Genomic DNA, 26,079 nt, shown 5'->3' on the forward strand with positions numbered 1-26,079 from the left:
CATCAGCCGAAAGGGCAGCATCCATGTTCAAGTCCATTGACCGCAAGGGGGCGCTGCGTGGTGCCATGCTGGTGCTGCTGGCAATGTCGGTGGCGGCCTGTGCCAACCAGCCGGCACCGGAGGTGACCCATCCCCTGCCCGGTTTGCTCTGGGGTCTGGTGCATGGGTTCCTGGCCCCGATTTCCTTTATCGGCAGCCTGTTTCTGGATATGCGGATGTACGCGTTCCCCAATGACGGGCTTTGGTACGATTTCGGATTCGTTGTCGGCTCCGGTATCCTGTTCAGTGGTGGCAGCCGGGCCGTCTGATATTACGCGGCAATCAGGCTGCCGGCGGACAGGTTCGGGCCGACCTTCATGCCATAGCCGTTGGTGGCCTTGCCGCTGCTCTGATCGCCTTCATCGCTGTCGCGGGCACCAGAACCGGTGGAGCGCTTCCTTTCTTCCTCGTCATCTGACGGGACGGCAAGACTGTCCAGCATCATGATGGTGAAGGTAGAGATCGGTTCCTTGCCCGACACGGCGGACCGCATCCCCGTCAGCCATGGCTGGGAGGAAGTATCCGCCGGCTGCACGGTGCCCAGCGTCGTGGACCCGGCAAATTGTGCCGGGGCATCATCGAACTTGGCGGCGAAATTATCGAAGATCTGACCGACCGACTTGGGCCGTGTGCCGTCATAGAATACGTTCAGATTGGCCTTGGCCGCATCGGGCAGAAGGTTGGCGGCCGGCTGGTTGGGGTTCTTGTCCATGGCTTTCAGGAACTTGGCGGCCCCGCCGGCACCCAGGAAATGCGCCATGTACAATTCGGTCTTACCCACCGGGCGGCCCAGCTCATTCTCCAGATGGGCCTTGTTATCATTGGCCAGTTCGGCGGCAAAGATGGCGGACAGGCGCGGATCCTTGCGCAGATTCAGGATTTCCTTGCGCGTCTGAGGGTCGGAGACCGAACCATTATTGATCTTGTCGGCATAGACACCCAATCCGTACTTGGCCCCGTGCTGTTCCACCATGTTTAGCCAGGTTCCTTCCGTGAACTGAAACAGGCCCGTGGCGCTGCTGGTCGAAGCCTTGATATCCGTGCGATAGCCGCTTTCAACCCCGGCCTTATCCATCAGATAGGCAAAATCGACCCCGGTTGCCGCACTGGCCTGCTGGACCGCGCGGACGACATGGGCCGGCGCATTGCGCGAGGCGCCCTGGCTGGCGGCGCTGTTGCCCTGCTGGTTCAAAAGGTTGAGGCTGCTGGTCGTCACGGCACTTTACTCCACTCACGCACTGGGGTCGTGACTAAGGAAAGCAATCGCCGTGCCAACCGTCTGTGACATGCAGAAACAGATGACAAAGCCAGTGACGCAAGTTTCCTTTTACGTTAACGTAATGACAGAATCGCTCACCGGTTTTGGCAGACCTTGTCGGAGCCGCGGGTGATCTTTCATGATATGAACCGATGGCGGGGCGCTGGAACCCGCCCTGAAATTGAAGCCGGGAGGACAAGGCGAAATGACCGCTTACAACGCACCCATCCAGGATATGCGCTTCACGCTGAACCATGTGGTCGGCCTGGCCCAGGTGGCCGGTCTGCCCGGCTATGACGTGGTGACGCCCGATCTGGTGGATCAGGTCCTGGACGAGGCCGGAAAGCTGGCGCGTGACGTGCTGGCGCCGCTGAACTGGGTCGGCGACCAGAATGGATCGAAGCTGGAGAATGGCGTGGTCACCACGGCCCCCGGCTTTCGTGACGCCTACTGGAAATATGCCGAGGGTGGTTGGAACGCGGTGCCGTTCGATCCGGATTTCGGTGGTCAGGGCCTGCCCTGGACGCTGGCCCTGCCGATCCAGGAAATGTGGACCTCGGCCAATATGTCCTTCTCGCTCTGCCCCATGCTGAACCAGGGTGCGGTGGAACTGCTGCAGGCCCATGGGTCGGAACAGCAGAAGAAGCTGTATCTGGAAAAGCTGATCAGCGGTGAATGGACCGGCACCATGAACCTGACGGAGCCGCAGGCCGGTTCCGACGTGGGTGCCGTCCGTACCAAGGCCGTGCCGAATGAAGACGGCACCTGGCTGATCACCGGGCAGAAGATCTTCATCACCTATGGTGAGCATGATTTCACCGACAATATCATCCATTTGGTCCTGGCCCGCACCCCCACGGCCCCGGCGGGCGTGAAGGGCATCAGCCTGTTCGTCGTGCCCAAGTTCATGGTGAATGAGGATGGCAGCCTGGGCGCGCGCAATGACCTGCGCTGCGCCGGCCTGGAACATAAGATGGGTATCCATGCCAGCCCGACCGCCGTCATGGCCTATGGCGATAATGGCGGTGCCGTCGGCTTCCTGGTGGGCGAGGAAAATCGCGGTATCGAATATATGTTCACCATGATGAATAATGCCCGTCTGGGCGTTGGTCTTCAGGGCATGGCGATTGCCGAACGCGCCTATCAGCAGGCGGTGGAATATGCCAAGGGCCGGGTGCAGAGCCGGGCCTTGACCGGCAAGGACCCCGCCCCTGTCGCCATCATCAAGCATCCCGATGTGCGCCGCATGCTGATGTGCATGAAGTCTCAGATCGAGGCGGCCCGCGCGCTGGTCTATCTGACGGCGTCTGCCCTGGACAATGCCCACCGCAATCCGGATGCCGAAGCCGCCAAGGCCGCCAACGCCCTGAACGACCTGTTGACCCCCATCACTAAGGCTTGGTGTACGGACCTGGGCGTGGAACTGACCAGCCTGGGCGTGCAGATCCATGGCGGCATGGGCTTCATTGAGGAAACGGGTGCCGCCCAGCATTACCGCGACGCCCGTATCGCCCCCATCTATGAAGGCACCAACGGTATCCAGGCCAACGATCTGGCCTTCCGCAAGGTGCTGCGTGATGGCGGTCAGGCGGCGTTCACTTTGATCAGCGAAATGCGCGCCACAGCCGCCGCCATTGCCGCCCAGCCGGGCGACGACATGGCAACCATGGGTGCCAACCTGACCGATGCCATCGACGCCGTGGAAGCGGCCACGAAATGGGTGGTGGAGACCGGCAAGGCTGACATGACGGCGGTCGCGTCGGGTGCCGTCAGCTATCTGCGTATGTTCGGCGTCACCATCGGCGGCTACCTCACGGCCAAGGCCATGATGGCCGCCAACAGCCTGATGCGTGAACCGGGGGCCGATGCCAAGTTCCTGGATGCCAAGATCATCACGGGCCGCTTCTATGCGGACCAGATTCTGCCCCAGGCACGCGGCCTGCTGACGGTGGTGACCCATGGTCACCGTGCCGTCATGGGCCTGTCGGACGACCAGTTCTGATAATCCGTCCCGTGGGTGGCGCTCCCCTCGCCACCCACGGCTTCTTACGAAGGGCATAGGCCCAACGTTTGCGTGTTTAGGCTATGGGTCAAATGGACTTGAGGGGGCGACCGGTTCCACAGTGCCTTATCGATTAAGGGCTGGAGGAACCCCCGATGACCGAGACGCCGACGGATCAACTGCGCCTGTTGGCCGCGAGGATTGCGACCGCTTATATACAGGCCAACCCGCAGGCGCCGGATCAGCTGACAGGCGTGATCCGACTGGCGTATCAGGGCCTGCAACGCTGCATCGCCCCACCCCCACCCGCCGCACCTGAACCCAAGAAGCGCCGTCGGCGGGGCCGCCCACCCGCGGCCTGGTCCCAGAGCTGACGTCAGGCACGACCTTCCACAATCTCGCCATCCATCAGGCGGCGCAGGGTGCCGCGTGCCCGCGACAGACGGGACTTGACCGTCCCAACCGAGATATTGGCGTTCAGGGCCGCCTGTTCATAACTGACGCCACGCAAGGCAACCATCACGACCATGTCGCGCTGGTCCGACGGCAACCGTGCCATGGCGCGGCGCAGGTCGCGGACCTGCATGCGCCCCATCTGGCGTGCCGGCGTGCCACCCAGTTCGGCACCATCGCAATCATCCAGTGCCACATGCTGACGATTCCGGCGCAGGCCATTGATGTGCAGGTTACGCAGCATGGTTGACAGCCAGGCCCGCAGGTTCGTGCCCTCCTCCCACAGATGCAGGCGGGTCAGTGCGCGTTCCATGCATTCCTGTGCCAGATCGTCGGCAAGCGTGCCGTCGCGGCACAATCCCAATGCATAGCGGCGCAGATATTCACGCTCGGCTGCCACCTGTGCCGCAAGGTCGGGGCGGGCGGAGGCAGTGGTGATATTATAGTGGCTGCTGGCCATGTTCATCTCCTTCGTCCAAGGCTGAAACGCAAGGTCTGCTTCGCCATATGTCGAATATCGAAATATATTCGACTTGTTATTGGCACGACCCAAGTGTGAGCCGATTTATTGGAGTAGTTGTTCCCCTTCGTGATTTAGAGAATTTTTCTCTGGACGGTGTCATGATTGTGGCAGCCGGCGTCTAACATCTGATCTCTTTAGTCCGAGCCGGATGGATATAGTCCTTCCGCTACAGAAATTACGGCTGGTTGGAAAAATGGCGCGGATACGCTATATCCACCGGACAGGTGGAACCTGGCCGTATCGGCCGGTCGGCCAGGGCCTAACCCTCCGGTTGGGTGGCGGTTCGGCCGGTTAAGGCTTAGTGTTCGCGTCTGAAGCGGCCATAACCGGTGACCGCCGTCTTTGCCGCTACCACGTGCCCTGCCAAGGACCCGTCATGTTGACGCCCCCCTACGAGCCGTCCAAGTCCCCGACCCCGCTGCGCCCCTTGAACGAGGCCACGGTGCTGTCCGTCGTTCTGCCCATGCATAACGAGGGGGAGAATATCGACGCGCTGTTCGCGCGGTTGGCCCCGGTCATGGAACGGCTGGGCGTGCCATATGAGGTCGTGTGTGTGGATGATGGCTCGCGCGACGACACCTGGGCCCGCCTGCAGGCGGCGCACGCCGCCAATCCGCGTATCCGGCTGGTCCGGTTCAGCCGCAATTTCGGCAAGGAAATGGCCATGACGGCTGGCCTGCGCCATGCGTCGGGCCGTGCCGTCGTCCTGATGGACAGCGACCTGCAGCACCCGCCGGAGGTCATTGAAGAGTTCTATGCCCATTGGCAGGCCGGCGCACAGGTGGTTTACGGCGTCCGCCGTTCCCGCGATACCGATCCGCCGCTGCGCCGTTTCCTGACCCGCCGCTTCTACCGCATGCTGGATGCGATGTCAGAAGTGCCCCTGCCCCGCGATGCCGGCGATTTCCGCCTGATGGACCGCGCTGTTGTCGATGCGTTGAACCAGATGGGCGAACGCACCCGCTTCATGAAGGGGCTTTATTCCTGGGTCGGTTTCCGCCAGGTGGCGGTTCCGTTCGAAACGGCGCCGCGCCATGCGGGCACAACCACTTTCAGCACCTGGAAACTGTTCCGTTTCGCCATGGATGGCATCGTTTCCTTCTCCACCCTGCCGCTGCGCGTCTGGTCGTGGCTGGGGCTGGCGGTGGCGGCCATCGCGGTACTCTATGGTGCCGTCATCCTGCTGAAGACCATGATCTTCGGGATCGACGTGCCGGGCTATGCCTCCTTGATGGTGGCGACCCTGTTCATTGGCGGCGTGCAACTGATCTGTCTGGGCGTGCTGGGCGATTATCTGGGCCGGGTCTTTACCGAGGTGAAGGGGCGTCCGCTCTATCTTGTCTCGGACAGTATCGGCTTCACGGCCAGCGCCGGTATGGACGCCGCCGATCATCGCCATGCGGCGGCCGCCATGCCCGACCGGCGCAGCGGCGTGAACTGATCTGTGATGGGCCCATCCGGCACAAGGGACGAAGGCCCTTCGAATTTCTGGGATATCGTGGCGCAGCTGGTTCTGGCTGGCGCGCTGCTGTTCGTCGCCTCCACCTTCAAGCAATATGGCATCACCTGGGACGAGCCGCTGCATCTGGAAAATGGGCGGCGGGCGCTGGACTGGTACATGTCCCTGGGCGCGGACCAGCGGGTGCTGAATTTCCAGAACCTTTATCTCTACGGCGCGCTGTATGACACGGTGACGGCAGTGGCCGGGATCCTGCTGCCGTTCGATGCCTATGAAACGCGGCGGCTGGTTGGCGGGCTGGTCGGGGTCGCGGGGCTGGCGGCGGTACGGGCGCAGGCGCGCATGTTGGCCGGTCCCCGTGCCGGCGCCCTGGCAGCGCTGCTGCTGCTGCTGACCCCGGAATGGATGGGGCAATCCTTCGCCAATCCCAAGGATGTGCCCTTTGCCACCGCAGCCGCCTGGATGGGCCTGTATCAAATCCGCCTGATCCGCGATCTGCCGCGTCAGCAGGCGCGCACCCTGCTGGCCTATGGCGCGGCCTTCGGGGCGGCACTTGGTATTCGCGTGGGGGGCGTCGTCCTGATCGGGCCGCTGGGAATTGCCTGTCTTTACTGGCTTTTCCTGCGGCTGCGTGAACGTCCGGCGGCAACGGCGCTGTGGGAAGGGATAACGGCGGCGGCACGGCTGCTGCCGGCCTTCGCACTGGCCTGGCTGATCATGCTGGCCTTCTGGCCCTGGGCACAGCTGGACCCGGTATCACGCCCGCTGGAGGCGCTGGCCGGCTTTTCCCACTTCCCGCTGCAATTCAGTTTCCCCTTCGCGGGTCAAACGCTGGTTACGACCGACCTTCCGTGGTGGTATGTGCCTGTAGCGTTCAGCGTGAAATTGCCGGAGGTCACTCTGGCCGGCCTGCTGATCGCCACCATCATGGGTGTACAGGCGCTGCGCCGACCGCTGGCCCTGTCACCGGAACGGGTGGGGCTGGCGGCTGCCATTCTGCTGCCGCCGCTGATCGTGATCATCACGGGTGCCGTTCTCTATGACGGTATCCGCCATCTCCTGTTCCTGCTGCCGCCGCTGTCGGTGGCCGCTGCCATGGGCCTGGATCGGCTGGCGGCCCTGCTGGCCACACAGAAGGTTACTGGCCGTTTCCCACAGGCGGGCCGGATTGTCGGTGGCGTACTGGCACTCTGGGCTGGCTGGCAGGTGCTGACCGTGGCCCGCCTGCACCCCTATGAAGCCATCTGGTATAATTCCCTGGCCGGCGGCGTGCGCGGCGCGGAGGGGCGGTTTGAGCTGGATTATTGGGGCAGCCCCCTGTCAGAGGCGGCGGACCGGTTGCGCAACCGCATCGTAGCGGAAGAAGGGGGCGGGGCCGTCGCCCACCCCTATCGCATCCGCATCTGCGGCCCGCATGACAGCGCCTTGCACTATCTGCCCCCCACCTGGAAGGCACCCAAGGATGGGCATGGCGAAGCCGATTTCTACATCGCCTTCACGCGTGGAACCTGCGGTCCGGTCCCGGCGGGGCGGGAATTGCTGCGGGTGGAGCGGATGGGCGTTGTGCTGGCCTATGTGCTGGACCTGAGGACAAGGCCATAGGTCGGGGCCTCCCGCCCCGACCTGATAGGAATCTCAGAACCCGGCCGCCTGCTGCGTGCCCGGAACCGGTTCGTTCTGCAACCGGTCCAGCTGTGCCACGACGCGTTCGGATGCTTCCTCCACCAAGGCGATTTCTTTCATCGCCCCGTCAAGATCGCCGACATTGAACAGTTCGACGGCACGGATGCCATGTTCATGCACTGACTTGTGCGGTGCCTCCAGGCCGGCGAAGGCCGGGTGGCCGCGCAAGGGCAGTGAGCCGGCACCGTAATACCATTTGCCCAGGCGGCAGGCGTCGTGGCGGGCCAGTTCAGCGGCGTTCAGCGTCTGCAGCCCCACCACCATGTCGGCCAGCCGCTTTTTCCACATGATGTGATCGACCTTGGCGATCTTCACAATCTTATTGGGGATGTCCTGCTTCATCAGGTCGGACAATTGCTTGCCCAGCAGCGATTCCACGCCCTTGGTGGCGTCGACATTGCGCATGATGGCCTGGCTGTTGCGCGCGGCCCGGCTGGCAATGTCAGTCACACCCTGGGCCACTTCCTGAGCTGCTGCCGTCTGCTGGTGCAGGATGGCGGCAATTTCGGCCATGCGCTCCGTTGTGGTGTCCACACGCGCCGTCACATCATCAATTCGGGCCGACACTTCGCGCATCTGGTCTTGCCCCGCCGCCACCGCACGCGTGCCTTCCTGCATGGAGCCGACGATGGTGGCCATTTCAGCGCGCAGATGCGCCAGACGGGAGCGGATATCCTCCGTCGCTTTCGCCGTTTGGTTGGCCAGGCTCTTCACCTCTGACGCAACGACGGCAAAGCCCTTGCCGGCCTCCCCCGCCCGCGCCGCCTCGATGGTCGCGTTCAGCGCCAGCAGATTGGTCTGGGCGGCAATGGCCTCAATGCTGGCCAGGATGTCCTGAATGCGATCAGACGCTTCGGACAGTTCGGACACGCGCGACGCGCTCTGCGCCACGGCATCGGCGATGGCATCCATGCCGCGCACCGCGTTGGCAACGGCCTGACGCCCACCTTCGGCCACGTCATGCGCCTCCGACGCCAGCCGAGCCACATCCTGGCTGCGGGCGGAGATTTCATTGACACCGGCCACCGTTTCCTCGGTCGCGGCAGCGATGGCCTGGGCTTGACTGTCCACGGCCCGCAGTTGGCCCACCATCTCTGCGTTGGCAATGGAAGCGTCGTTGATGGCGGTCGCCACATCAACGGTGCGATCCATCAGGCCAGTGATGAAGCCCGCCGTATCCGGCACCGGGTGCCCCGCGGTCGCCGTTGCAGCAGCTGGCGGTGACAGCAGTACCGACAAGGCATCGGACAGCGCAGTACCCAGAACCCGCACGCCGTCCACGGCAGCGGCATGTTTCCAGCGCGAAGCGGTGACCAGGGCCGCGGACAGATCACCCTGGACCGCCGCAAAGGCCGCCGCCGCCATTGCGGGGGACTTGCCCGACGCCCGGAAAGCGGCGGCCAACTCCGCCTGTTTCTCCGAAGGCAATCCCCCTTCGATCAGGGAACGCAGGTTGGATGTGGTTAATCCATTAACATCCAGGCGGCGCTGCAAAGCATTTATGGCTTCATCGACAGCATTGCCAATACGCGCCAATACGGCGCGACCCTCACCATTCCGCATTCCAACCAATCCCCCAGGAAACCAGCAAGTCTTTGTTCGCGACAGCTTGTATCAGGTTTGATGAAGACTGGAAATGCCACCTGACATTTTGCGCAATGCGGCACGGAATGCTTCAGCGCAGCAAATCAAGGAACCGGACGGTGTGGGCCAGATCCGCCCGTTGTATGGCGCGGCGATCTGCGGCTTCCCAATCCTCGCCCCATTTCTCGATCTGATAATTCTCGTCCAGCTGGGCCAGATCAAAGGCCTGCTCCGCCGTGATATGACGGTCGATCAGGGCCAGCGAGACCAGCAGCGACCCGGTGATGCCGATGGTGTTTTGCAGCGCCGTCAGATGCCATTCATCCAGCTGATCCACCGCCGACCGCAGGGCCTTCAGGGCCCCTTCCGGCTGTGCCTTGTGGATGATGCCGGTCGCGATCAGCAGGTGCGCGTCATAACGATGGGCGGCCCAATCCAGAAGCGGGTTCCACAGCATCGCCTGCCGTTCCACCAGCTCCGCCGGCTCGTCGGCACGGTAACAGACCAGCTCGCTTTCGCCATAAACGGCGGACGCCTCTGCCACCGCCTCCAGGCGACCGCGCACACCATCGATGCTGGTGCTGGCCAGCTGCGTCAGCGGCATGGTGGCGGGCTTCACCTCTTCCCCCTGGGCGGCCCATTCGGCGGCCATCGCCTCTGCCAGGACCTGGGTCGGCACGACGAGCGGTAGCTTGGCCGGGGTGCGCACCGGCTTTCCATCCAGTGCCAGGGTGAAGCCACCTTCGGCGGCGATGGTTTCCACCTGCTTGTAGAAGCGCTTCATGATCCTCAATCCTTAACAAGCAGGCCCGTCACCGCGTCGGGCAGGGCCGCATATTCATGCACCAGAAGGTCCGCACCCGCCGCCAGCAGTTCCGCCCCCTCGTGATAGCCCCAGGACACGCCGACGGAACGGACGCGGGCATTGCGGGCCATCAGGATGTCAAAGCTGGTATCGCCGATCACGACCGTGTCCGCCGCGTTTGCCCCACTCTCGGCCAGGGCTGCGAACACCATGTCGGGGCTGGGCTTGCCCGCCACCCGGTCGCTGGTCTGCAACGTGACGAAACGGGGCGCAAGACCATGGTGGGCCAGCGTGGCATCCAGGCCGCGCCGGCTCTTGCCCGTCGCGATGCCCAGAACGAAGCCCGCTGCCTCCAGTGCGTCAAGCGCTGCCACGACGCCGTCAAACAGCGGTTCCGGGTGGGTGCCGGCCAGACGGTTGCGGTAAAAAGCGGCTTTGTAGGCTTCTGATATCGCCTCATGCGCGTCGGGCGTCAGGGTTGGTGCCAGGGTGGCGACGGCAGGCACCAGCGGCAGACCGACAACACGGCGTATGTCCCGCGCCGGAGGCGGGACCAGGCCATGAGCGGCAAACCCTGCCTCCATGGCGGCGACGATGGCGTGCTGGCTGTCCACCAGAGTGCCGTCACAATCGAACAGGGCAAGTCGTAAGGGCATCATGTCTCAGGCGCAGGAACGGGCATGCCCTTAGCTACCCCGCGTCTTTCGCGCTGTCGAGGGGGCGGGGCAACATGCGCGGCATGCTGGGCACCTGATCCAAAGGGATAGGTGGCGGCGGCTGTCCATCGGCATGAAATCCTGGATATAAGCAGGATAACTATGTTTGCACCTGGAATCACACGTTCGAATGCGGTTGTTCTATGCCTTGATCATCGCCCTCAGCCTTTTGACCGCGCCGCAGGCACGGGCAGCGGGGGATTACGGGGTGATCTACAGCGGACAGAAGGACGATCAGGTTTACAATTCCATGGTTGTTTCCGCTATCGAACGGTTGGAGGCGGAAAGCGGCATCCGGTTCCGGCAACGCGTCATCAATAATGAACATGACAGCGCCGAGGCGATCCGAGCCTTTGTTGACCGGGGAATCACCACCTTGCTGCTGATCGGCTATGTGCATGATAAGGCGTTGATTCAGCTGGCCCCCATCTACCCGCATGCCCGTTTCACCATCATCGACAGCGCCGTGAAGGCCCCCAACGTGCAGTCCATCCGGTTCCGTGAACAAGAGGCCGGGTTCCTGGCTGGGATGGCCGCTGGCTTTGCCAGCAAGGCCGGCAAACTGGCATTCATCGGTGCCGTCGCCACCCCACCGGTGCAGCGTTTTGGCTGCGGCTTTGTGCAAGGCGCACGGGAAACGGGGCGTCCCTTGACGGTCGTCACCCGCTACATGTCCAAGGACATGGAAGGGTTCCGCGACCGGCGGCTGGCGCGGTTGGTGGCAGAAGAACTGCTTCAGGATGGGGCCGACGTGCTGTTTCCCGCCGCCGGCATCGCCAGCCGCGACGCGCTGGTGACCGCGGCCCAGGCAGGGCATCTGGGGATCGGTGTGGATAGCGATCAGGAGATGCTTGCACCCGGCCATATCGTCACCACTGCGCTGAAGCGTGTGGATGTGGCGGTCTACAAGGCACTACGGGATCTGACTGATAACCATTGGTCGGCGGGCGCACTGGAACTGGGCATTGCCGAGGGCGGCGTGGATTGGGTGCGCCAGGGTGCCGACCGTTTCCTGACCCCCGATCAGATCAACGCCATCGAAAGCGCTAAGCAGCGGATCAGGAACGGTCGCCTGACCATCCGCCAGACCGATGCGTCCTGTGAACAGCCAGAACTGCGGTTGGCGGCACATAGCGAGCCGCCAACACGTCTGCAATGAGGCCTCAGTCCAGGGCCAAGAACGGGTCTTCCTTCAAATTGGCGCTAAACCCGAAATAATCCCAGGCGGGTCGCATATGTTCCGGTAGCGGTGCGGTCACATCGACCGTGCCGCCGCGCGGGTGCGGGATGATGATGCGGCGTGCATGGAGATGCAGCTGCCGCTTCATATCGGCCCCGTCGATAAAAGCCCCCTGCCCGGCATATTTGCCATCGCCCAGGATCGGCGTGCCGATAGCGTCCATATGCACGCGCAGCTGGTGCGTGCGGCCCGTGCGCGGCCATAGGGCCACAAAGGCCGCCTTGCGATGCGCATGTTCCAGGACGGTGTAATAGGATTGCGCGCGCTGGCCATTGCGTTCATCGACCATCATGCGCTCACCACCTGCCGACATTTCCTTGGCGATCGACAGGTCGATGCGGCCCTGATGCGGTTCGGGCACGCCAACGGTGATGGCCCAATAAATCTTGCGCGCGTCGCGGCCCCGGAAACTTTCGGTCAGGCGCGTGGCGGCGAAGGCGTTGCGGGCCAGGACCAGACAGCCGCTGGTATCCTTGTCCAACCGGTGGACCAGCTTGGGTCGTCCCGGAGCGTCGAATTTCAGCAGATCCAGCATGGCGTCCAGATGCTTTGCCTGCCCCGTGCCACCCTGCACCGCCAGCCCAGCGGGCTTGTCCAGCACGATGACATCGGCGTCGCGGTACAGGACACAGGCGCGCAGGGCCGCCACTTCCTTGTCGCTGAACAGCGGCTTGGCAGCCTTGGCGGCCGGTCCCTGTTCGTCTGCCGGTGCAGGGGCGGCATCGGGCAGCGGCGGGATGCGGACGGTCTGGCCCGCCAACAGGCGGGTATTGGCGTCCGCGCGCTTGCCATCCACCCGCACCTGACCGGTGCGCAGCAGCTTCTGCAGCACGCCATGGCCCACCTGCGGGTAATGCCGCTTGAACCAGCGGTCCAGGCGGATATCGGCCTCGTCATCGGCCACCAGCTTCGTCTCTACGATCTTCGCGGGACCGCGCACTTCATCGGCATCGCTCATGCCGCCACCATCCGTACCAGATAAAGCCCGGCGAACAACCCGCCGATGCCGACAATCAAAGACGACAGCACATAGGCCGCCGCCATCCCAATATCCCCCCGTTCCAGCATCACCGCCACGTCCAGGGAAAAGGTGGAAAAGGTCGTGAACCCGCCGAGTATCCCCACCGTCAGAAAGGCGCGAACCTCCGCCGGGGGCGACCAGGCATGGGCCATCAGCCCGACCAGCAATCCCATCACAAACGAACCGACGATGTTGACCGTCAGCGTCGCCCAGGGAAAGCCCGTGCCGAACAGCCGACCGAACCATTGCGCTGTCAGATAGCGCGCCACGGAGCCGAACGCACCACCGATTGCGACATAGAACACCATCTTCATGCGCCGACCCCGAATATCCAGCCCTCACGCCGGGCGATGTCTGGCGTCAGGCCGGCGGGATTCCAGGCCGAGGCCTGCCCCGCCAGCCGCGACAGCCCGGCCGCCGTGATGATGGCATCCCCGATATGATCGTCAAACTGTTCCGGCAGATCGGACGACAGGGTGCAGCCGAAATGCGCCACCGCGTCGGCCATCGCCGCCCGTCCCGTGATCTTTCGCACGCCCCCCAGCGCCTGTTTGCGAAATAGGGTGGGATAGATTTCCATCACCACGCTTTGCCCCGATCCTGGCTGCTCCGCCGGCCAGACTGCCAGCCTGTCGCCCGCCATGGTGCGCAACCGTTTCAGGGTGCGCATGCCGGCCAGCGAGGCCTTGCCTACCTGTTTCGACGCCGCCGCCAGCTTGAACAGCGATACGGGCGTGCCGGCTCCCGTCTCTGCCGCCACCACTTCCACCCGGCGCCGCTTGGTCGAACCATCGCCCCAATGAACCGGCGTGGGGCCGTTGATCCAGAAGCTGGGGAACAGACGCGGGTCATGAACGGCGGCACCGGCGAAATCATCCTCCGCGCCTGCGCTGGCCTGATCAATCAGGTCCCATAACGCAAACATGTCGGTGATATCCGGCACGCGGCCATCCAGATAGCCCACACCATCCACCCATGGCATGGCGAATCCGAAATCGAACCCGGCCAGGATGCGGCGGCCCGATATGATTTCCGCAGCGATCCAGTCCGCCACCTCCTGCCGCCGCCAATAGCGCTCCCTGGGCCAAATAGGGTGGACAAGACCCGACGGATCACAGGCGGCGACAGCCACGGCGCGGGCCGGTTGTGCGCCGGTCCAGTCAATGCCCACGAAAAGATCAAATTCCATCCCTGCCCCACATTGCCAACCGCCCCGTCCCCATCGCATCATCGCGCACGGATCAACGGGGAGAGTGTCCATGACCAGCATCTATGACTTCACTGCCAAAACGCTGGATGGCAAGGATGTGTCACTGGGTGACTGGCGCGGCAAGGTCATGCTGATCGTGAACACCGCCTCCAAATGCGGTTTCACCTATCAGTATCAAGGTCTGGAAGCGCTGCACCGTGATTATGCGGCGCGCGGGCTGGTTGTCCTGGGCTTTCCCTGTAACCAGTTTGGCAAGCAGGAGCCCGGCGACGCGGCGGAAATCGCCAATTTCTGCTCCCTGACCTATGATGTCACTTTCCCTATGTTCGCCAAGATCGATGTGAATGGGGAGAAGGCCCATCCGCTGTACAAGTGGATCACCAAGGAAAAGCGCGGCTTCCTGGGCAGCAGCCGGATCAAATGGAATTTCACGAAGTTCCTGGTGGACCGGTCGGGCAAGGTGGTGGGCCGGTTCAGCCCGACGACGAAGCCCGACGCGCTGCGGGTGGCGATTGAGGGGCTGTTGTAACCCCTCACCCCGCGATCAACTGAGCCTGCCGGATGGCGAAGCGGTCGGTCATGCCGGCGATGTAATCCATTAAGGACCGGGTCCAGCCGGCGCGGTCGTAGGGGATTTGTCGGATGCCGGGCACGGTTTCCAGCAGCGAGGCAAAACGCCGGGGCAGGTCTCCACCCGGCCCCGCCTTCTCCCGCGCCAGCAAGGCCTCGCCATAGGCATCCAGCAGGGTGGTGACGGTGCGGGCGGCAACGATGTCGGTCTCGCAGCGCTGATGCCCGCGATAAATCTGGGTGTAGGAAACGTCGGAGATTTCCTTAAGCGCGTCCGTGCGCTCAATCATCTTCAGCAGCGGGCCGACCGGCTTGCCGTCCATGATGTCGGGCAGCTTGTCCAGGAAGGCCGCCGCCGCATCGGTGACCAGCCGGTCGATGGCGCGGGCGCGCAGATAGATCAGGCGGCGATCCTCATCCTCGATCCCCTCATATTCCGCGCGGTCCCAATCGATCAACGGTTCCAGCAACTCCTCCGCATCGGCGAAGGACAGCATGCGCATCTTCACCGCATCCTCAATATCGACGACGGAGTAGCAGGCATCGTCCGCCGCCTCCACCAGATAGGCCAGCGGGTGTCGGCACCAGGCATCGCGGCCAATGGGGATCAGGCCCAGTTCGCCCGCCACCTCCGCCATCAGTTCCGTCTCGCTGCCCAGGAAGCCATATTTGCGCTTATGGGGTCGCTCCTCGCCCGCGAAGGCCGGGGCGGCCCAGGGGTATTTGCCATAGGTGCCCAGCGTCGCCGCCGTCAGTTGCAGCCCGCCCTGCGCACGCCAGCCCTGCAGGCGGGTCAGCACGCGGAAGCCCTGGGCGTTGCCTTCGAAGTTCGACAGTTCGGCGGCCTGCTGTCCATCCACACCTGACAGAATCTCACGGCCCAGACTGGTGCCTTCGAACCAGTCGGAAATCACATCTTCGCCGGTATGGGCAAAGCATGGCGTGCCCAGATCATGGGCCAAGGCCCCCGCCCCGACCACATCGCCAATATCGGCCGCACTGGCCGGCACGGCATCCTGACCATAACGGGCGATGATCTCCGACCCGGCCCAGCTGCCCAGAGAGCGGCCCACCCGTGCGGCCTCCATCGAATGGGTCAGGCGGGAGCGGACATAATCCGACCCGCCGATGCCATGCACCTGCTGCTTGTCCGACAGGCGTCGGAAGCTGGTGGAGAAGGTGATGCGGTCGATATCGATCTCAAAGGCGCTGCGATAGGGCAGTTCCGGGGCCAATCCGTCCTTGGCCAAACGCTTGCGGGACAACAGGGACTGCCAACGCATCATCATGCTATCTCCAGCGCATGCCATGCCCACCTTTGACGGACACGCCTTCGCCGCTTACATAGGGTGTAAGCGTTTGTCCAGTCGTTAGCAGACAGGAACCATTCAATGACCATCACATCGGCCAGTACCGGCGACGCCGGAACCCCGCCGCCCGGCAGCAGGTCCATGACCCTGTCCGACAGTGCCGCCCGCCGCATCGCCAAGCTGGCGACGCTGGAAGGCAATCCCGATCAGATGCTGCGCCTGACCGTCTCGGGCGGCGGCTGCTCCGGCTTCCAGTATGGTTTCTCCTTCGACACGGTCACCAACGAGGATGATCATGTCTTCGCCAAGGACACGGCCAAGCTGGTGGTTGACGATGTCTCCCTCGACCTGCTGGCGGGTGCCGAGCTGGATTTCGCGGAAGACCTGATGGGCAGCTACTTCAAGGTCAACAATCCCAATGCCGCCTCCTCCTGTGGCTGCGGCACGTCGTTTTCGGTTTGAGGGTAGCCCATCGTGAAGATCGCCACCTGGAACGTCAATTCCGCCAAGGCCCGCCTGCCCAACATCACCGAATGGCTGGCGGAGGCAGCGCCCGACGTGGTGCTGTTCCAGGAGATCAAGTGCGAGACGGCATCCTTTCCGGCATCAGCGTTCGAGGACCTGGGCTATCACGTCCAGGCAGTGGGTCAGAAGGCCTATAACGGCGTCGCCATCCTGTCGAAGACACCTGTCACCGACATCATCACCCGTCTGCCGGGAGAGGTGGAGGATGAACAGGCCCGCTATGTCGAGGGCACGATCAGCGGGGTGCGCATCGCCAGCATCTATCTGCCCAACGGCAATCCGGTGGGGACGGAGAAATATCCCTACAAGCTGCGCTGGATGGAGCGGCTGCGCCTGCATGCGGCGGAGTTGCTGAAAAGCGGTCAGCCCGTGGTGCTGGGCGGTGACTACAATGTCATCCCCGCACCGGAAGATGTGTATGATCCCATCGGCTGGCGCGAGGATGCCCTGTTCCGGCAGGAAACGCGGCTGAAGTTCCAGGAAATCCTGGCGCTGGGCTACACGGAGGCGTTCCGCACCCTGCATCCGGGGCTCGTCCCCGCTTACAGCTTCTGGGATTATCAGGCCGGCGCATGGCCCCGCAATAACGGCTTGCGCATCGACCATTTCCTGCTGTCACCTCGGGCCGCCGACCGTATCGTGGCGTGCGAGATCGACAAGGGCCCCCGCGCCAAGGAGAAGGCGTCCGACCATACGCCCGTGGTACTGACTTTGGCGTAAAACCCCTCCCGGTTGCATATGGCATACACCCTGAATTCTGTTATCCTCCCGGCACCGGTGTCGCTGCTCGGGGGGATATGGATATGCGTCTGGTTCTGAACATGGGCGTGGCCGCCCTGTGCCTGTCGTTCACCACGGTCGCTCTGGCCGACGAACTGCAAAATCCGCCCGATATGCGGCGTAATGGCGACGGGCAATATCTGCTGGTCGCAAAGACTGCGGTCTATCCGTTCAACGGCACGCTGGTGCAGACACGCAGCTTCGTGACGGAGGGGACGACGGCGCGGACGGGGAAGGACACGCGCCTGATCGCCCCCACCCTGCGCGCACGCCCAGGGGAGCATGTGCGCCTGAAGCTGCGCAACGACATGCCCCCGACCACCGCGCTGGAGCGGCCCACGCCCGCTGCTGCGCGCAAGGCGGAGGAGAAAGAGGCGGGAGACTTCTTTCCCGAAGCACCAAAGCTGGGCCATGGGCCGGGTTCAGGAACCTATGTCGATACTCTGCCGCATGGGTTCGACGTCCTGAACCTGCACACCCACGGGCTGCATGTCTCGCCTTTGGGCAACAGCGACAATGTGCTGCTGAATATCCTGCCGACAGGGGCAACCGCCGACGATCTGAAGAAGGCCTGCCACATGGAAACCGACAAGGACGTGGCCCATCGCCATGTCTGCGTGGAGGGGGCCTTCGACTATGAATACAAGATCCCCGAAGACCATCCGGCAGGCACCTACTGGTATCATCCGCATAAACATGGGTCGGTGGCGATCCAACTGGCCAGCGGAATGGCCGGCGCCCTGATCATTGAGGATGAGAAGCGCGGAATCGACAGCCTGCCCGCCGTGAAGCACGCCAAAGCCTATGACGGCGAACGCATCCTGGTGATCCAGGAGATCGGCTATGTCACGTCTCCCACCTTCCCCAATGGACCGACCCAGGAGGCACCGAATGCGGTCAACTGCTTCGCCACCTATGGCCAGGCCATCTGCCAGACGCTGGGCTATCAATACCCTGCGAACTATAACCCCACCGCCAATGCCCAGTTCTCCGTCAACGGTCAGGTGAACCCCACCATCTCCATGGCACCGGGAGAGGCCATGCTGTGGCGGGTGGTTAATACGACGGTCGGCAATGTCCAGCCATTCTGTCTGGTACCGGCGGCTGGCACGACGGCTCCCGTCCCCGGCGTCTACGCACTGGCCGCTGATGGTGTTCCCATCCATCGCACGCTGAAATCCGGTGCGCCGGACCTGCCCTTCGCGCTGGGCAATCCCGTCTACAAACTGACGACGTCCACCGCCGGCACCGATGTAATCACCAATGAACTGGTGCTGATGGCCCCTGGTCAGCGTATGGACCTGATGGTCCAGGCACCGTCGGCGGAGGGACAATATTTGATCTATCAGGCGCCGGCGGCCAGCACGGCGACCCCGACCACCGCCAATCCCAACCCCAATCCCACCACCAACCTGTGCAGCGCCACGCCGCCCAGCGGCACGCAGACCCTGCTGACCGTCAATGTCACTAAGAAGCGCAAGGCCAAGAACGTGAACAAGGCCGTGCCGACCCAGACGGCTCTGAACGCGCTCTACACCCCCGCCGATCTGGTGACGGCAAAGGATGTACCCGACGGGCCGACCCAGGGCGTCGTTTTCGGCTTTACCAACACCGAATATGCCCCATCCGCCATCGGCGGTGCCTCGGTGGTCAATGGCCGTCCCTTCAACCTGGAACGGGTGCAGCGCCGGCTGAAACTGGGGCAGATGGATCGATGGGGGGTACAAAGCGCATCCGACACCCACATGTTCCATATCCATATCAACTCGTTCCAGATCGTGCAGCGCGGTGCGGTCGCCTATGATTTCCCTATCTGGCGCGACACGGCCCTGATCAACTGCGCCCCCGGCCCCGGCGGCTGCACCTTCCCGTTTGGCAATACCGCGCAGCCCAATGACAACCCGCCCGGCGGCAATGGCGAGGTCTTGCAATTCCTGTCCCGCGCCCTGGACTTCACCGGCCCCATGGTCATGCACTGCCACAATGTGAACCATGAGGATAACGGCATGATGGAACTGCTTGAACTGGTGAGGTGACGGCCAAGCCTGCTATCACTCTCCCCATTACCAATCTGTCACGGATCAAGCCCGCAACAGATTGGAGGCAGGCGACCGCCAGCCCGGTGCCTGAAGGGACATGAAATTTCATTCCGGGGAGAGTGACCGTGCGCCGCAATCCGATCCGCCTTGCCACCCTATTGCTGGGCGCTACCCTGGCCCTGTCCGCCTGTGCCACGCAGAAACAGGCGGCGGCCCCGGCCCGTCCCGCCTGGGCGCTGGCCATCCATGGCGGCGCGGGCGTGATGGACCGCGAAACCATGGGGCCGGAAACGGAGGCGTCATACCGCGCCGCCATGCATGCCGCCCTGGATCGCGGACGGGCGGTTCTGGAAAAGGGCGGCACCGCCATGGATGCCGTGGTGGCGGTGGTGCGTGGGCTGGAGGATGACCCGCAGTTCAATGCCGGAAAGGGTGCGGTCTTCACCGCCGATGGCCGCAATGAACTGGACGCCGCCATCATGGATGGTGCCACATTGAAAGCCGGTGCGGTCGCCGGCATCACCGGCACCAAAAACCCGATCACCCTGGCCCGCGCCGTCATGGAGAAATCGCCCCATGTGATGCTGATCGGGGCCGGTGCTGAAAAATTCGGGCAGCAGGCGGGTGTGGAACAGGCCGACGCGTCCTGGTTCTTCACCGAACGGCGCTGGCAGTCATTGAAGAAAACCTTGAAGGAACGTGGCCTGTCCGTCCCGGCCCGGCCGGCGGGCGTAGGCCCGGAACCCATACCGCTGGCTGCCGCCGATATGCCGTTTGAGGATCGCAAATACGGCACGGTCGGCGTCGTGGCGCTGGACAATGCCGGCCATGTCGCCGCCGGCACCTCCACCGGCGGCACCACGGCCAAGCTGTGGGGCCGCGTTGGTGACGTGCCGATTATCGGTGCCGGCACCTATGCCAATGACAGATCCTGCGCCGTGTCAGCCACGGGTACGGGGGAATATTTCATCCGCCTGGGCGTGGCGCGGGCCATCTGCGATCTGGTCGAATTGAAAGGGATGAGCCTGCAACAGGCCGCCGACGAGGTGATCCAGGCCCGTCTGACGGCACTGGGCGGCGATGGCGGCATTGTTGCCGTCGCGCCGGACGGTCAGGTCGCCTGGTCCTTCAACACCTCCGGCATGTACCGCGCCCGGCAGGTGGCCGGGGGGCAGCCGGTGGTGGGTATTTTCAAGGGCGAACCTTGATACGGTCCTGACCGAACCAACGGCCCGTCCGCCCGGCATAGGTTGGCTTCTTCCAGTAACGGAGCCACCATGTCCGCCACCCATGTCACCATCACCCCATCTGTGCTCTATTTCGGCACACCGGTCATTCTGTTGACCAGCCTCAACACAGATGGGACCAGCAATATCACCCCCATCTCATCCGCGTGGGCACTGGGCGACCGGGTTGTGATCGGGTTGGGGCTGGATGGCTACGCCATGTCCAATCTGCGCCGCGATGGGCGCTGCGTGTTGAACCTGCCCTCGGCCGACCTCTGGCCGCAGGTGGAACGCATCGCCCGCGCAACGGGCAGCAACCCGGTGCCCGACCATAAACAGGCCATGGGCTATATGCATGTCGCGGACAAGTTCGCGCTGGGCAGCCTGACCCCGCAACAGGACCCGGACTGGCCGGTGGCCCGCATCACCGAATGTCCGATGCAGTTAAGCGGCACCGCCAACATCATCCATGAGGATGCGGATGTCGGGTACGCCATTGTGGAGGTAACGGTTACGGAGGTGCGGGCCACCCCCGATATCCTGCTGCCCAATGGCCGGCATATCGATACCGCGCGCTGGCATCCGCTTTTCTATGTGTTCCGGCACTATGTCGGCGGGACGGCGCCACTGGGCCGGAACTTCCGCGCAGAAACCTGATCAGCAGGGCGGCTTGATGGCCTTTTCCAGGGTCTCCAACTCCATGGAGACCCGGAAATCGCCGTAATCGACCAGCATGGAACGGACCACGCCATTTTCCTGCAAAACCATGCTGGTTTCATAATCCGGCAGCGGTTCGCCCGGATTGATGGGGAAGAAGGCCAGCGACACCTGCCACGCCTTGGCGGCCAGCAGGTCGGCATCCTTCACCTTCATCACCGCGGGGGAGCGCAGTTTGCCGACAATGGTGTTGACGGGACTGGCCCCCTCTGCCTCCGCCCCATCGAAGACGGGAACGGAAAACAAGTTTTCCGGCGATCCGGCCTGTTTCAGAACACGCAGCGTATGGGCAGTGGGAAACATGGTGCCCGGCTTTAGCGGCATGGACCGCGCCTCCGGCTTGTCATAGCGGACATTACCGCCACCCTTGCCATCCAGGTTGGCACCACCGGACAGTTCCTCATCCATCTCGCCATTCACCAGCTTGCGCACATTGAAGCGGTAGGCAGAGCCGTCCTTCGCCTCCCATGTTGCGTAGTTAGTGATCAGGTTCATGTCCTCCCCTTCGGCATAGGAGAAGCGGACCTGGAAACGCTGATCGATGGTCCAGCCATCGCAGGCGTCATTCCAGGAAAAGCTCATCTGACCGCTCACATCCGTGATGCCGCTTTGCAGCCGCGCATGATCCAGCTTCAGCCGGTATGTCGCCTTGTGCGGCGCGATATCAATGCCGGAGCGGGCGAAGGCAGGAACGGTCCCCGCACTGCCCAACAGCAAGACCAGGGCAAAGGCGGCGGCGGGACGGGCGGTGCGGCGGGCGCGGGACAGGGCGGTCACGTTGGGCATGCGGCCTTGATATGGAACAAGACACCCATCTTGCGCCCGCGAACGGCCCGCCGCAACGGGCATTCGCACCCCTCTGACGGATGAGGGAGCCACTGGGCAGCATTTGCCACACGGCGCTCATCCAACCGGGCAGAAACTGCCACCCGGAAATGAATGATCAACGAACAACACCGCGCAACCACCTGTTTTTCCGCCGTTTTTCTGATGGCACGGCCATTGCTGATACCGGGTCAGATCAATTACCCATTCAGGGGAGCCGACCATGAGCCCATTCGATAGCGTCCAGACCCGTCCGATGACGATGTCGCGTGGCCTGGATCGTGGCTTGTCCGCCTTCCCCAGCCCGTCCCCGCAACAGACCAACAGCCTGCACAGCCTGGCCCGCAGCGTTGCGGGCAGCGTCGGCAGTGCCGTGATGCCGGATATGGGCCCGGTGTCGATGAATGCGGACACCTATGTCTATCTTTTGCAGGACACAATCATGCGTCTGCGAGAGGCGGAGGCAAAGGTCGCGGAGCAGAAGGAACGAATCGAACATCTTGAAACCCTGTCCATGACGGATGAGCTGACGGGGCTTCTGAACCGTCGCGGCTTTGTGGAGGCATTCCGGCGCGAACTGGCCATGGCCAAGCGCACAGGTGTCGGCGGGGTTCTGGTCATTATCGACCTGGACGGGTTCAAGGCCATCAATGACACGCACGGGCACCTCTGCGGCGACTGGTATCTGCGTCAGACGGCCCGCACCCTGAAGGACAATGTCCGCGCCAATGACATCGTGGCCCGTTTCGGCGGGGATGAATTCGCGGTCCTGCTGACCCATACCGACAAGGTGCAGGGCATGGCCCGCGCCGAAGCCCTGTCGTCGATCTTCAACGCCCAGACGTGTCAGTGGCAGATGCGCACCCTGCCCCTGCGCGGCAGCTTCGGCATGCAGCCCTTTGCGCCCGGCGATCAGGAAGAAGAACTGATCCGCCGCGCCGATGCCGGCATGTACCGCGTCAAGCGCGCGGCGAAGTCGGCAGCTCGTTGATCACTACAACAAACGGCCCTGCCGCTCCGACGGTGGGGCCATCAGTTCGGGCACCGCCTCCTCCAACAGCTCATTCACCGCTTCGTCCAGCAGGGCATCGATGGCGCTGCCCTGGATATGCTCCCGCCCGATTTCCAGGATGACGGGCACCGCCAGCGGCGAAATCCGGTCCAGGCGGCGATGCTGGATGCGGCCCTGCACACGGCTCAGCATACCGGCCACACGCCGCACATCGGTCAAACCTGCCGCCGCATCGGCCCGTGTGGCGCGCAACAGCACATGCCCCGGCTCATGCCGGCGCAGCACGTCATAGATCAGATCGGCGCTGAACATCACCTGCTTGCCTGTCTTCTCCAAGCCCGGATGGCGGCGTTCGATCAGGCCGGAAATGACCGCGACATTCCGGAACAGGCGCTTCAGCATGGATGATTCCTCCATCCACGCCTCCAGATCGTCGCCCAGCATATCCTGATCGAACAAGACCTCCAGGTTCGTCGCGGGCTTCAGCGACCAGATGGCCAGCACATAATCCGTCGCCACGAATCCCAACGGGTGCAGCCCCGCCCGCTCCATCCGCCTTGTCAGCAGCATGCCCAGGGTCTGATGCGCGTTGCGCCCCTCAAAGCAATAGGCGACCAGGTACTCCTTGTCGTTGCGCGGGAAACTTTCAACCAGCAGGCCCGACGCATCCGGCATCACCGATTTATATTGCTGAAGGCGCAGCCATTCCTGCACCGCGTCGGGGAACGCATCCCACAGGCGCGGGTCGGACAGCAGGGCCCGCACCCGGTCGGCCAGATGGGTGGACAGCGGCAGACGCCCGCCTGCATAGGCGGGAACTTTCGGTGTGCCCTGCCCGCCCTTGGCGGCGATCACATCATTCTCGCGGATGCCGACGAATTTCAGCAACTGTCCGGCAAAGATGAAGGTGTCGCCCGGCACCAGACCATTGACGAAATATTCCTCCACCCGTCCCAGCACCTGCCCCCGGTTCAGGCGCACATTCAGCATCACCTCTTCAACAATGGTGCCGACATTCAGCCGATATTGACGCGACACCATGCCGTTGGCCGCCTGCCACAGGCCGGTATCCGGGTCCTTGGTCAGGCGCTTGAACTTGTCATAGGCACCCAGCGCATAGCCGCCCGTGGCCACGAAATCGAAGACATCGTCAAACTCATCGCGCGACAGGTTGGCGTAAGGCGAGGCCCGCACGACCTCTGCATACAGCGCATCGGGGCTGAACGGCCCGGAACAGGCGACACCCGTGACATGCTGGGCCAGCACATCCAGGGCACCGGGGCGCAAGGCTTCACCATCCAGGGTGCCGGCCTTGATGGCGGCCACCGCCGCCTCACATTCCAGCACTTCAAACCGGTTGCCGGGGACCAACAGGGCCTTTGACGCCTCATCCAGCCGGTGGTTGGCACGTCCGATCCGCTGTAACAGGCGCGACACGCCCTTGGGCGCCCCTACCTGCACCACCAGATCGATCTCTGCCCAGTCAATGCCGAGATCCAGGGACGAGGTGGCGACCACGGCGCGCAACTTGCCAGCGGCCATCGCCGCCTCCACCTTGCGCCGCTGCTCCACGGCCAGCGACCCATGGTGCAGGGCGATGGGCAGATTGTCGGTGTTCAGCCGCCACAGTTCCTGAAAGGCCAGCTCCGCCTGCGCGCGCGTATTCACGAAGACCAGTGTCACGCCATGGTCGCGGATGCGCTGGTACACCTCCCCCATCGCATGCAATGCCATATGCCCGGCCCAGGGCAGATGCTCCTTGGTGGCCAGGATCTCCACCTTGGGCGGGGCACCGGGCCGACCGCGCACCACACGTACAGGCGCCAGTTCCCCCTCATCATCGTAAAGCCGCCCGGTGGGCGACAGCCACGCGGTCAGGGCATCCGGGTCCGCCACCGTGGCCGACAGGCCGGCGCGCAGGGCATAAGGGGCCAAACTGGACAGGCGGGCCAGACACAGGGCCAGCTGATCCCCGCGCTTGGTCCCCGCCAGGGCATGCAGTTCATCAATGACGATCCGGCGCAGCGGTCGGAAAATCTCCGCCGCATCGGGATAGGAGACCATCAGCGCCAGGCTTTCCACCGTCGTCATCAGGATATGCGGCGGCTTGGACCGTTGCCGCGCCCGCTTGGCTTCGGGGGTATCGCCGGTCCGCGTTTCGGCCCGGATGGGCAGGCGCAGGGACGCAATGGGCGCTTCCAGATTGCGCTGGATATCGACGGCCAGCGCCTTCAACGGCGAGATGTAAAGGGTGTGCAGCCCTTCGCGAGGGCGTTCGGACAGGTCAATCAGGCTGGGCAGAAATCCCGCCAGCGTCTTGCCGGCCCCCGTCGGCGCGATCAGCAGCGCATGCATCCCGTCCCGTGCGGCCGCCACCATGCCCAGCTGATGCGGGCGCGGCGTCCAGCCCTGGGCACGAAACCAGCCGGCGATGCCGGGCGGGATCAGGTCCTGATCATCGGAAAGGTCGGGTACAGACTGCATCGGCGCATCATGACGGAACGGAGCGCGAACGAAAAGGGGCGTTGCGACGCTGTCTGCACCCACCTATACCGAGACCACACCCTGTCAACCGCGTGAGCCATGATGATCCGCACCGCCACCCACACCGATATCCCGGACCTGATGCGTATCCGTGCCGCCGTGCAGGAGAACCGGTTGAACGATCCGTCGCGGGTGCCGGCATCGGCCTATGAGGAATTCATGTCCGTCAGCCGCATCTGGCTATACCAGGATGAAGGGGGCATCCATGGCTTCGCCGCCGCCGACCCGCGCGATGGCAGCATCTGGGCCCTGTTCACCGATCCCACCGCCGAAGGCCGTGGGATTGGCAAGGCACTGCTGCCCCATGCGCTGGATGATCTGCGTGCCGCCGGCTGGAACACGGCCACCCTGTCAACCGGCCCCAACACCCGTGCCGATGAATTCTACCGCCGTCAGGGGTGGCAGCCAACCGAACTGACCGAGGGTGGGGAACAGGGCTTCACAAAGCCCATTTAAGCCAAAGAAAAACCGGTGGGGAATATCCCCACCGGTTTGATCTTGTTCAGAACGGTTATGTGCACTATGATAGTGTAAATAA

Annotated in this window: 25 protein-coding genes; 14 read left to right on the forward strand and 11 right to left on the reverse strand. The window is 63.5% G+C overall.

Going from position 1 to position 26,079, the window contains the following annotated elements; translation table 11 throughout:
* The first annotated feature begins 23 nt into the window (after window positions 1-23).
* Window positions 24-308 carry a hypothetical protein gene (locus tag ABC729_RS06105; RefSeq protein WP_495606746.1) on the forward strand — a complete coding sequence of 95 codons (285 nt, stop codon included), beginning with the start codon at window positions 24-26 and terminating at the stop codon, window positions 306-308.
* A gap of 2 nt (window positions 309-310) precedes the next feature.
* On the opposite strand, the gene ABC729_RS06110 is transcribed toward ABC729_RS06105, so the two are convergent.
* A complete protein-coding gene (locus tag ABC729_RS06110; RefSeq protein ID WP_495606747.1) occupies window positions 311-1,255 on the reverse strand; it encodes a lysozyme family protein in 945 nt (314 codons plus the stop codon).
* Window positions 1,256-1,502: 247 nt separating this feature from the next.
* Between ABC729_RS06110 and ABC729_RS06115 the strand changes: the two genes are divergently transcribed.
* Together ABC729_RS06115 and ABC729_RS06120 are read left to right on the forward strand one after the other, a co-directional pair.
* Window positions 1,503-3,299: an acyl-CoA dehydrogenase gene (locus ABC729_RS06115; protein WP_495606748.1), complete on the forward strand. Its 1,797-nt coding sequence runs from the start codon at window positions 1,503-1,505 to the stop codon at window positions 3,297-3,299.
* A gap of 155 nt (window positions 3,300-3,454) precedes the next feature.
* Window positions 3,455-3,673 carry a hypothetical protein gene (locus ABC729_RS06120; RefSeq protein WP_495606749.1) on the forward strand — a complete coding sequence of 73 codons (219 nt, stop codon included), beginning with the start codon at window positions 3,455-3,457 and terminating at the stop codon, window positions 3,671-3,673.
* Between the two features lie 2 nt (window positions 3,674-3,675).
* On the opposite strand, the gene ABC729_RS06125 is transcribed toward ABC729_RS06120, so the two are convergent.
* Complete coding sequence (locus ABC729_RS06125; RefSeq protein ID WP_495606750.1) at window positions 3,676-4,212, reverse strand: RNA polymerase sigma factor; 537 nt, start codon at window positions 4,210-4,212, stop codon at window positions 3,676-3,678.
* 439 nt (window positions 4,213-4,651) lie between these two features.
* On the opposite strand from ABC729_RS06125, the gene ABC729_RS06130 reads away from it, so the two are divergent.
* Together ABC729_RS06130 and ABC729_RS06135 are read left to right on the forward strand one after the other, a co-directional pair.
* Window positions 4,652-5,716, forward strand: coding sequence for a glycosyltransferase family 2 protein (locus tag ABC729_RS06130; RefSeq protein ID WP_495606751.1), 1,065 nt, complete (start codon window positions 4,652-4,654; stop codon window positions 5,714-5,716).
* Window positions 5,717-5,773: 57 nt separating this feature from the next.
* A complete protein-coding gene (locus tag ABC729_RS06135; RefSeq protein WP_495606752.1) occupies window positions 5,774-7,336 on the forward strand; it encodes a glycosyltransferase family 39 protein in 1,563 nt (520 codons plus the stop codon).
* 33 nt (window positions 7,337-7,369) lie between these two features.
* On the opposite strand, the gene ABC729_RS06140 is transcribed toward ABC729_RS06135, so the two are convergent.
* From ABC729_RS06140 to ABC729_RS06150, 3 genes are all read right to left on the reverse strand, one after another.
* The gene (locus tag ABC729_RS06140; RefSeq protein ID WP_495606753.1) at window positions 7,370-8,980 is read right to left on the reverse strand and encodes a methyl-accepting chemotaxis protein; all 1,611 of its coding nucleotides are present in this window, start codon (window positions 8,978-8,980) and stop codon (window positions 7,370-7,372) included.
* Window positions 8,981-9,092: 112 nt separating this feature from the next.
* On the reverse strand, window positions 9,093-9,785 hold the full coding sequence (locus ABC729_RS06145; protein WP_495606754.1) for an ATP12 family chaperone protein: 693 nt from the start codon (window positions 9,783-9,785) through the stop codon (window positions 9,093-9,095).
* Between the two features lie 5 nt (window positions 9,786-9,790).
* Entirely contained in the window at window positions 9,791-10,465 is a 675-nt protein-coding gene (locus tag ABC729_RS06150) for an HAD-IA family hydrolase (protein ID WP_495606755.1), read from the reverse strand.
* A gap of 187 nt (window positions 10,466-10,652) precedes the next feature.
* On the opposite strand from ABC729_RS06150, the gene ABC729_RS06155 reads away from it, so the two are divergent.
* Complete coding sequence (locus tag ABC729_RS06155; protein ID WP_495606756.1) at window positions 10,653-11,681, forward strand: BMP family ABC transporter substrate-binding protein; 1,029 nt, start codon at window positions 10,653-10,655, stop codon at window positions 11,679-11,681.
* Between the two features lie 4 nt (window positions 11,682-11,685).
* Here ABC729_RS06155 and ABC729_RS06160 read toward each other — a convergent pair whose 3' ends face one another.
* The 3 genes from ABC729_RS06160 to ABC729_RS06170 are packed head-to-tail and all read right to left on the reverse strand — an operon-like array spanning window position 11,686 to window position 13,972.
* Window positions 11,686-12,720, reverse strand: a complete 1,035-nt coding sequence (locus ABC729_RS06160; protein WP_495606757.1) for an RluA family pseudouridine synthase — start codon at window positions 12,718-12,720, stop codon at window positions 11,686-11,688.
* Window positions 12,717-13,097 carry a fluoride efflux transporter CrcB gene (gene crcB / locus ABC729_RS06165; RefSeq protein WP_495606758.1) on the reverse strand — a complete coding sequence of 127 codons (381 nt, stop codon included), beginning with the start codon at window positions 13,095-13,097 and terminating at the stop codon, window positions 12,717-12,719. Before crcB ends, ABC729_RS06160 begins: the two co-directional genes overlap by 4 nt.
* On the reverse strand, window positions 13,094-13,972 hold the full coding sequence (locus ABC729_RS06170) for a hypothetical protein (RefSeq protein ID WP_495606759.1): 879 nt from the start codon (window positions 13,970-13,972) through the stop codon (window positions 13,094-13,096). The genes crcB and ABC729_RS06170 overlap by 4 nt, the downstream gene beginning before the upstream one ends.
* Window positions 13,973-14,042: 70 nt before the next feature.
* On the opposite strand from ABC729_RS06170, the gene ABC729_RS06175 reads away from it, so the two are divergent.
* Window positions 14,043-14,522, forward strand: coding sequence for a glutathione peroxidase (locus tag ABC729_RS06175; RefSeq protein WP_495606760.1), 480 nt, complete (start codon window positions 14,043-14,045; stop codon window positions 14,520-14,522).
* A 4-nt stretch (window positions 14,523-14,526) separates the two neighbouring features.
* Here ABC729_RS06175 and dgt read toward each other — a convergent pair whose 3' ends face one another.
* A complete protein-coding gene (gene dgt / locus ABC729_RS06180; RefSeq protein ID WP_495606761.1) occupies window positions 14,527-15,852 on the reverse strand; it encodes a dGTP triphosphohydrolase in 1,326 nt (441 codons plus the stop codon).
* 102 nt (window positions 15,853-15,954) lie between these two features.
* Between dgt and erpA the strand changes: the two genes are divergently transcribed.
* The 5 genes from erpA to ABC729_RS06205 all read left to right on the forward strand — a co-directional run bounded on the left by erpA (window position 15,955) and on the right by ABC729_RS06205 (window position 21,100).
* Window positions 15,955-16,335 carry an iron-sulfur cluster insertion protein ErpA gene (gene erpA / locus ABC729_RS06185; RefSeq protein ID WP_495606762.1) on the forward strand — a complete coding sequence of 127 codons (381 nt, stop codon included), beginning with the start codon at window positions 15,955-15,957 and terminating at the stop codon, window positions 16,333-16,335.
* 12 nt (window positions 16,336-16,347) lie between these two features.
* Window positions 16,348-17,118, forward strand: a complete 771-nt coding sequence (xth, locus tag ABC729_RS06190; protein ID WP_495606763.1) for an exodeoxyribonuclease III — start codon at window positions 16,348-16,350, stop codon at window positions 17,116-17,118.
* An 83-nt stretch (window positions 17,119-17,201) separates the two neighbouring features.
* Window positions 17,202-19,214: a multicopper oxidase family protein gene (locus ABC729_RS06195; protein ID WP_495606764.1), complete on the forward strand. Its 2,013-nt coding sequence runs from the start codon at window positions 17,202-17,204 to the stop codon at window positions 19,212-19,214.
* A gap of 128 nt (window positions 19,215-19,342) precedes the next feature.
* A complete protein-coding gene (locus ABC729_RS06200; protein ID WP_495606765.1) occupies window positions 19,343-20,425 on the forward strand; it encodes an isoaspartyl peptidase/L-asparaginase family protein in 1,083 nt (360 codons plus the stop codon).
* Window positions 20,426-20,494: 69 nt separating this feature from the next.
* The gene (locus ABC729_RS06205; protein WP_495606766.1) at window positions 20,495-21,100 is read left to right on the forward strand and encodes a flavin reductase family protein; all 606 of its coding nucleotides are present in this window, start codon (window positions 20,495-20,497) and stop codon (window positions 21,098-21,100) included.
* Here the strand turns inward: ABC729_RS06205 and ABC729_RS06210 are convergent, their stop codons facing one another.
* On the reverse strand, window positions 21,101-21,946 hold the full coding sequence (locus ABC729_RS06210; protein ID WP_495606767.1) for a cell envelope integrity EipB family protein: 846 nt from the start codon (window positions 21,944-21,946) through the stop codon (window positions 21,101-21,103).
* A 262-nt stretch (window positions 21,947-22,208) separates the two neighbouring features.
* Between ABC729_RS06210 and ABC729_RS06215 the strand changes: the two genes are divergently transcribed.
* On the forward strand, window positions 22,209-22,976 hold the full coding sequence (locus ABC729_RS06215; protein WP_495606768.1) for a GGDEF domain-containing protein: 768 nt from the start codon (window positions 22,209-22,211) through the stop codon (window positions 22,974-22,976).
* A gap of 3 nt (window positions 22,977-22,979) precedes the next feature.
* Here ABC729_RS06215 and ABC729_RS06220 read toward each other — a convergent pair whose 3' ends face one another.
* The gene (locus tag ABC729_RS06220) at window positions 22,980-25,481 is read right to left on the reverse strand and encodes a ligase-associated DNA damage response DEXH box helicase (RefSeq protein ID WP_495606769.1); all 2,502 of its coding nucleotides are present in this window, start codon (window positions 25,479-25,481) and stop codon (window positions 22,980-22,982) included.
* Window positions 25,482-25,580: 99 nt separating this feature from the next.
* Here ABC729_RS06220 and ABC729_RS06225 point away from each other — a divergent pair, with 99 nt between their 5' ends.
* Window positions 25,581-25,997, forward strand: coding sequence for a GNAT family N-acetyltransferase (locus tag ABC729_RS06225; RefSeq protein ID WP_495606770.1), 417 nt, complete (start codon window positions 25,581-25,583; stop codon window positions 25,995-25,997).
* Window positions 25,998-26,079: the final 82 nt, after the last annotated feature.

It is taken from the genome of Niveispirillum sp. CC-CTL257 (genome assembly GCF_059489915.1).

What these genes read in the sequence shown, in the direction of transcription:
- ABC729_RS06105 (WP_495606746.1), top strand. Translation starts at nt 24, where the DNA reads ATGTTCAAGTCCATTGACCGCAAGGGGGCGCTGCGTGGTGCCATGCTG.
- ABC729_RS06115 (WP_495606748.1), top strand. Translation starts at nt 1,503, where the DNA reads ATGACCGCTTACAACGCACCCATCCAGGATATGCGCTTCACGCTGAAC.
- ABC729_RS06120 (WP_495606749.1), top strand. Translation starts at nt 3,455, where the DNA reads ATGACCGAGACGCCGACGGATCAACTGCGCCTGTTGGCCGCGAGGATT.
- ABC729_RS06125 (WP_495606750.1), bottom strand. Translation starts at nt 4,212, where the DNA reads ATGGCCAGCAGCCACTATAATATCACCACTGCCTCCGCCCGCCCCGAC.
- ABC729_RS06130 (WP_495606751.1), top strand. Translation starts at nt 4,652, where the DNA reads ATGTTGACGCCCCCCTACGAGCCGTCCAAGTCCCCGACCCCGCTGCGC.
- ABC729_RS06140 (WP_495606753.1), bottom strand. Translation starts at nt 8,980, where the DNA reads ATGCGGAATGGTGAGGGTCGCGCCGTATTGGCGCGTATTGGCAATGCT.
- ABC729_RS06145 (WP_495606754.1), bottom strand. Translation starts at nt 9,785, where the DNA reads ATGAAGCGCTTCTACAAGCAGGTGGAAACCATCGCCGCCGAAGGTGGC.
- ABC729_RS06150 (WP_495606755.1), bottom strand. Translation starts at nt 10,465, where the DNA reads ATGATGCCCTTACGACTTGCCCTGTTCGATTGTGACGGCACTCTGGTG.
- ABC729_RS06155 (WP_495606756.1), top strand. Translation starts at nt 10,653, where the DNA reads ATGCGGTTGTTCTATGCCTTGATCATCGCCCTCAGCCTTTTGACCGCG.
- ABC729_RS06160 (WP_495606757.1), bottom strand. Translation starts at nt 12,720, where the DNA reads ATGAGCGATGCCGATGAAGTGCGCGGTCCCGCGAAGATCGTAGAGACG.
- crcB (WP_495606758.1), bottom strand. Translation starts at nt 13,097, where the DNA reads ATGAAGATGGTGTTCTATGTCGCAATCGGTGGTGCGTTCGGCTCCGTG.
- ABC729_RS06170 (WP_495606759.1), bottom strand. Translation starts at nt 13,972, where the DNA reads ATGGAATTTGATCTTTTCGTGGGCATTGACTGGACCGGCGCACAACCG.
- ABC729_RS06175 (WP_495606760.1), top strand. Translation starts at nt 14,043, where the DNA reads ATGACCAGCATCTATGACTTCACTGCCAAAACGCTGGATGGCAAGGAT.
- dgt (WP_495606761.1), bottom strand. Translation starts at nt 15,852, where the DNA reads ATGATGATGCGTTGGCAGTCCCTGTTGTCCCGCAAGCGTTTGGCCAAG.
- erpA (WP_495606762.1), top strand. Translation starts at nt 15,955, where the DNA reads ATGACCATCACATCGGCCAGTACCGGCGACGCCGGAACCCCGCCGCCC.
- ABC729_RS06195 (WP_495606764.1), top strand. Translation starts at nt 17,202, where the DNA reads ATGCGTCTGGTTCTGAACATGGGCGTGGCCGCCCTGTGCCTGTCGTTC.
- ABC729_RS06205 (WP_495606766.1), top strand. Translation starts at nt 20,495, where the DNA reads ATGTCCGCCACCCATGTCACCATCACCCCATCTGTGCTCTATTTCGGC.
- ABC729_RS06210 (WP_495606767.1), bottom strand. Translation starts at nt 21,946, where the DNA reads ATGCCCAACGTGACCGCCCTGTCCCGCGCCCGCCGCACCGCCCGTCCC.
- ABC729_RS06215 (WP_495606768.1), top strand. Translation starts at nt 22,209, where the DNA reads ATGAGCCCATTCGATAGCGTCCAGACCCGTCCGATGACGATGTCGCGT.
- ABC729_RS06220 (WP_495606769.1), bottom strand. Translation starts at nt 25,481, where the DNA reads ATGCAGTCTGTACCCGACCTTTCCGATGATCAGGACCTGATCCCGCCC.
- ABC729_RS06225 (WP_495606770.1), top strand. Translation starts at nt 25,581, where the DNA reads ATGATGATCCGCACCGCCACCCACACCGATATCCCGGACCTGATGCGT.